Source organism: Sphaerotilus sp. (assembly GCF_013299175.1).
Taxonomy (GTDB): Bacteria; Pseudomonadota; Gammaproteobacteria; order Burkholderiales; family Burkholderiaceae_C; genus Sphaerotilus.
Window position 1 is genome coordinate 1 of record NZ_JAAFKF010000160.1, and the last position, 5,737, is coordinate 5,737.

A 5,737-nucleotide genomic window follows, 5' to 3' on the forward strand; every position below is an offset into this window, starting at 1 on the left:
TCGGGTTGTCGGCCATCGGGATCGGGCCGAGCTTGATCGGGGCGGACGCGGCTTCGGCCGTCATCTTGGCCGCATCGACCATCGCGACCAGCTTCGGCACATCGACGCTCTGCGCCAGATTCGGCGGCCCGCCCAGCGCCCAGCCCACCCCGACGCGCATCAGGCTGATGCCGATGATGGCGATGATCGTGCCCGTGACGACCGGCGGGAAATAGCGCAGCAGCCGGCTCATCAGCGGCGCGATCAGCATCGAAATCAGGCCCGCGCCGATGATGGCGCCGAAGATCGCCCGCGCACCGTCCACGCCGCCGTTGGCATTCGCCATCGCCACCATCGGGCCGACCGCCGCGAAGGTCACGCCCATCATCACCGGCAGCTTGATGCCGAACCAGCGCCCGAAGCCGAGCGACTGGATCAGCGTCACCATCCCGCAGCAGAACAGGTCCGCCGAGATCAGCATCGCCACCTGCTCCGGCGTGAGCTTGAGCGCCCGCCCGACGATCAGCGGCACGGCGACCGCGCCCGCGTACATCACCAGCACATGTTGCAGGCCCAGCGCGGCCAGCCGGCCGGTGGGCAGTTTCTCGTCCACTGGGTGGACCGTGGATGTCGTCATGGGTGTCTCCTCGTGTTGTTCGGGCAATGCAGCAGCCTCGGCTGGCTGCCCGAAGCACCAGCCGGTCAGAGAAAGGGCAGGGGACTCAGGGCGCCGTCGGTGCGCCCGCCTCGAACCAGCGTTTGAGCACGGCGCGCTCGGCGTCGGTGATCTGCGTGGCGTTGTTCATCGGCATGACCTTGAGCACCACGGCTTGCTGGTACACGGCCTGCGCGTACTGCTTCACGAGTTCCGGCGTGTGCAGCGCGACGTTCTTGTTCTGCACCTGCGCGTTGTGGCACAGCACGCACCGCTGGTCGATCACGGCCTTGGCCTCGGCAAAGGTCACGGCAGCGGCCGGCTGCGCAGCGGTGGCGGACGGCTTCGGCGCGAGCCACACGGCCAGCGCGACGAGGACCAGCGTGCCGGCGATGGCATGCGCCCACGACACCGGCTTGCCCTGTGCGAGTTGCTTGTGGCGGGCGACGAAGCTGTGGCGGATCAGCGCCCCGGCCAGCATGAACAGCACCAGCACCAGCCAGTTGTGCGGCGCCTGGTAGAGCCAGCCGTAGTGGTTCGACAGCATCGCGATCAGCACCGGCAGCGTGAAGTAGGTGTTGTGGACGCTGCGCTGCTTGGCGCGCTGGCCGTGGATGGCTTCGACCGGCTGGCCCGCCCGCAGTTGCGCGACGACGGTGCGCTGGCCGGGGATGATCCAGAAGAACACGTTGGCGCTCATCGACGTGGCCATCATCGCGCCGACCAGCAGGAAGGCGGCGCGCCCCGCGAACCACTGGCACGCCAGCCACGACGCGAACACGACGAACGCGAACACGCCGACGCCGACGATCAGATCGCCGTTTTTCTTCTGCCCGAAGGCGCGGCAGATCACGTCGTAGACGACCCAGAACGCGACGAGGAAACCCAGCGCCGTGCCGATGGCCGCAGCGGGTGACCAGTCGAACACGCTCTTGTCGATCAGGAAGGTGCCGGCATTGAACAGGTACAGCGCCGTGAACAGCCCGAAGCCGGTGAGCCAGGTGGAATAGCTTTCCCAGTAGAACCAGTGCAGGTGCTCGGGCAGTTTCTTGGGCGAGACGAGGTATTTCTGCGGGTGGTAGAAACCGCCGCCGTGGACCGCCCAGAGTTCGCCGCCGACGCCTTTTTCGCGCAGGGCGGCGTCTTCGGGCGGGGTCAGGCTGTTGTCGAGGAAGACGAAGTAGAACGACGAGCCGATCCAGGCGATCGCCGTGATGACGTGGACCCAGCGCAGCAGCAGGTTGGCCCAGTCGAGCAGATAGGTTTCCATCACATCCCTAGGAGGTAGGACGGCCCGGTATCAAGGTACCGGACCATCCCCCCACCACAGCGGGCTCTGTGGGGAGAAAACGTCGCAACCGCACTTGGCAGTGGGGCTCCGCGGCGACGTGGATCAACTGTATACAGCTCTGTGCACCAATTGGATGCGGAGTTACCCGACACCCGACCGGCTGCACCGATCAGAAGCGGTGGCGCACGCCCAGCGAGTAGCCCAGGCCGGTGGACAGGTTGGCCACATGGTCGCGCATGGCAACGGCGTACACGTCCGTGCGCTTGGTGAGCGTGTGGTCGTAGCCCAGTGACAGCGTGTCGCGTCTGGCACCTGTGTCCGGCTGGATCCTGCCCCATTGCGCCAGCGCGGCGCCCGCACCCATGGGCACCTTGGTGCCGATCTCGGTGATGCGGTACTGGTTGACGACCGTCTCGTTCTTCACCCGACCGTATTGGCCGAACAGCTTGGCGGCACCGAAGTCATAGCTGCCACCGAGTTGCCAGGTGCGGGTGTCGGCCACTGCGGTGGCGCCGTCCTTTTTCACGCTTTGCAGGGTCACGGTCGCCGCGGCCGGGCCCTCGGCGTAGCCGGCGTTCGCGCCCCAGTTGCGGCCGTTGCTGCCCTCGCCGAGCGCACCGATCAGCGCGAAGCTGAAGCCAGCCCAGCGCGGACTCGTGTACAGCATGGAGTCGCTCCAGCCGGTGTCGCCCGTGACCGTGCCACTGGCGAAGAAGTGGCGGATGCTGGGCGAGTAGCCGAAGGAGTCGCCGAAGGCGTTCATCCGCAGGGTCGAGACGAACAGCGGCGTGGTGTTGCGTCCGAGGGTCACTGTGCCGGCGGACTTGCTGGACAGGCCCACATAGGCGTTGCGTGCCCAGAAAGCGTCGCCGTTGAAGCGGCCGGCTTCGCCGTTGTCCACGCGCAGGAAATGCTCCATCTTGACCACGGCGGACAGGCCGCCGCCGAGGTCTTCGGTGGCGCTGAAGCCCAGGTAGCTCGTGGTCATCTTGCCGCTGTCCACCCCGCGCAAGCGGGCGCCGCCAGGGGCCTTGTTCGAGCCGACGCTGGCGTCGATGAGTCCGTACAGGGTGACGGCCGACTGGGCCCATGCGTTCGTGGTGCCGCCGAGCAGGGCGGTGCTGGCCAGCGTGGCACCGAGCAGGAAATGTTTCATGGGTGTCTTTCGAAGAGGGGTTGAGTGCCTTCAGCAATACCCGTGCCAAACAATGTGCCCCGTATCAGGAGCCCCGGTAGGTCGAATACGCCCACGGACTCGCCAGCAGCGGGACGTGGTAATGCCCGGCCGCGTCGGCGATGCCGAAGTCGATCGGCACCTCGTCGAGAAAGGCCGGCTCCGGCAGCGCCACGCCGCGGGCACGAAAATACGCCGCCACCGCGAACACCAGCCGGTAACGCCCGGCCACCATCGCGTCCGCCGCGAGCAGCGGGCCGTCGGGGTTGCGGCCATCGTCGTTGAGCGTGAGCGTGTGCAGCGGCTCGACGCGGCCGTCGGCCAGCAGCCGCTCCAGCCGCACGGCCATGCCCGCCGCCGGGCAGCCGTTCATCGTGTCGAGCACATGGGTGCTGAGTCGTCCCATTGCGGTCCTTCAGGTCGTTGTGTGTCAGGGTCTCAAAAGTGTATACACTTTGGAATACCAGTCAATCACGCCGAACCATGAGCACTGCAGCACACCCCGGTGAACCCCGCTATCCCCGTGACCTGCTCGGGCACGGCCGCCATCCACCGCACGCGCAATGGCCCGGACAGGCGCGGGTCGCCGTGCAGTTCGTGCTGAACTACGAGGAGGGCGGCGAGAACTCGGTGCTGCACGGCGACGCGGGCAGCGAGCAATTCCTCTCCGAGATGTTCAACCCGCCCGCCTTCCCGGCGCGGCACCTGAGCATGGAGGGCATCTACGAATACGGCGCGCGGGTCGGTGTCTGGCGCCTGCTGCGGGAGTTCGAGCGGCGCGGCCTGCCACTGACGGTCTTCGGCGTGTCCACGGCCTTGCAGCGTTCGCCCGAGGTGACGGCGGCGTTCCGCGAGCTGGGCCACGAGATCGCCTGCCACGGGCTGAAGTGGATTCACTACCAGAACATCGACCCGGCCACCGAGCGCGCCCACATGGATGAGGCGATGGCGATCATCGAGCGGCTGACCGGTGAGCGGCCACTCGGCTGGTACACCGGCCGCGACAGCCCCAACACCCGCCGCCTCGTCGCCGACCACGGCGCTGAATTGGGTGCGCTGGCCTACGACAGCGACTACTACGGCGACGACCTGCCGTTCTGGCTGCAGGTGCGCAAGACCGACGGCGCACTCGCCCCGCATCTCGTCGTACCGTACACGCTCGACTGCAACGACATGCGCTTCGCCTTGCCGCAGGGCTACAGCCACGGCGACGAGTTCTTCCAGTACCTGCGCGATGCCTTCGACGTGCATTACGCGGAAGGCGACGAGCGGCCGTCGATGATGAGCATCGGGATGCACTGCCGCCTGCTGGGGCGACCGGGGCGGATGCGGGCGCTGCAGCGTTTCCTCGACCATGTGCAGGCGCACGACCGCGTCTGGGTCTGCCGCCGCCTCGACATCGCCCGCCACTGGCAGCAGACGCACCCCTTCAACGCCGACACCGCCTTCGTGTGGGAGTGACCGCCATGCCGCTGACGCCCTTGACGATCGACCAGCTCAACGCCGCCACGCCCGCCGAACTCGTCGCGCTGCTGGACGGCACCTACGAACATTCGCCCTGGATCGCCGAACGTGCCGCGGCACTGCGGCCCTTCACCAGCCTCGCCGGGCTGAAACACGCGCTGGTCACGGCTGTGCGCGACGCCGGCACCGGGCCGCAGCTCGCCCTGATCCGCGCCCACCCCGAGCTGGCCGGCAAGGCGATGGTGTCGAAGACGCTCACCGCCGAGTCCACCAACGAGCAGGGCAAGGCGGGACTCACCGACTGCACGCCCGCCGAGTTCGCGCAGTTGCTGCAGCTCAACGCCGACTACAACGCCAAGTTCGGCTTCCCCTTCATCCTGGCCGTGCGCGGGCCGCGTGGCCTGGGGCTGGGGCGGCACGAGATCATCGCCACCTTCGCCCGCCGCCTGGGCAACCCGGTGGACTTCGAGCGCGGCGAGTGCCTGCGCAACATCCACCGCATCGCCGAGATCCGGTTGAACGACAAGTTCGGCGTGTCGCCTGACCTCGGCAACCGGGTGTGGGACTGGGCCGAGAAGCTCGCGCAGCACAGCGACCCCGGTTACGCCGAGCGCGGCGAGCTGACCGTCACCTACCTGACCGACGCACACCGCGCCTGTGCGCAGCGGCTGTCGCACTGGATGAAGGCCGACTGCGGCTTCGACGAGGTGGAGATCGACGCGGTGGGCAACGTCGTCGGCGTCTACCACGGTGTCGATCACGGCACCGACCACGCCGCACCCCGCCTGCTCACCGGCAGCCACTACGACACCGTGCGCAACGGCGGCAAGTACGACGGGCGGCTGGGCATCTTCGTGCCGATGGCCGTGGTCGCCGAGTTGCACCGGGCCGGGCGCCGGTTGCCGTTCGGCATCGAAGTCATCGGCTTCGCGGAGGAGGAGGGCCAGCGTTACAAGGCGACCTTCCTCGGCTCGGGCGCGCTGGTCGGCCAGTTCGACCCGGCGTGGCTCGACCAGACCGACGCGGACGGCGTGACGATGCGCGCCGCGATGCAGCACGCCGGGCTGTGCATCGACGACATCCCCGCCCTGAAGCGCGACCCGGCGCGTTACCTCGGCTTCGTCGAGGTCCACATCGAACAAGGCCCGGTGCTGGCCGAATGTGACCTGCCGCT

6 protein-coding genes are annotated in these 5,737 nt (G+C 67.9%); 2 read left to right on the forward strand and 4 right to left on the reverse strand.

What is annotated here, in order from left to right; translation table 11 throughout:
• The 4 genes from QZW52_RS18285 to uraH form a co-directional block, all read right to left on the reverse strand.
• The coding region (locus QZW52_RS18285) for a solute carrier family 23 protein (protein ID WP_294001365.1) at positions 1–616 on the reverse strand (616 nt) is incomplete at its 3' end.
• A gap of 85 nt (positions 617–701) precedes the next feature.
• Positions 702–1,904 carry a urate hydroxylase PuuD gene (locus QZW52_RS18290; RefSeq protein ID WP_294001368.1) on the reverse strand — a complete coding sequence of 401 codons (1,203 nt, stop codon included), beginning with the start codon at positions 1,902–1,904 and terminating at the stop codon, positions 702–704.
• Between the two features lie 190 nt (positions 1,905–2,094).
• Positions 2,095–3,081 (reverse strand): porin, encoded by a 987-nt coding sequence (locus QZW52_RS18295; protein WP_294001371.1) that lies wholly within the window; start codon positions 3,079–3,081, stop codon positions 2,095–2,097.
• A 64-nt stretch (positions 3,082–3,145) separates the two neighbouring features.
• Positions 3,146–3,505 (reverse strand): hydroxyisourate hydrolase, encoded by a 360-nt coding sequence (gene uraH, locus QZW52_RS18300; protein ID WP_294001374.1) that lies wholly within the window; start codon positions 3,503–3,505, stop codon positions 3,146–3,148.
• 77 nt (positions 3,506–3,582) lie between these two features.
• Between uraH and puuE the strand changes: the two genes are divergently transcribed.
• Positions 3,583–4,560: an allantoinase PuuE gene (gene puuE, locus QZW52_RS18305; RefSeq protein WP_294001377.1), complete on the forward strand. Its 978-nt coding sequence runs from the start codon at positions 3,583–3,585 to the stop codon at positions 4,558–4,560.
• Between the two features lie 5 nt (positions 4,561–4,565).
• Positions 4,566–5,737, forward strand: a 1,172-nt coding sequence (gene uraD / locus QZW52_RS18310) for a 2-oxo-4-hydroxy-4-carboxy-5-ureidoimidazoline decarboxylase (protein WP_294001380.1), incomplete at its 3' end; no start/stop codon positions are given.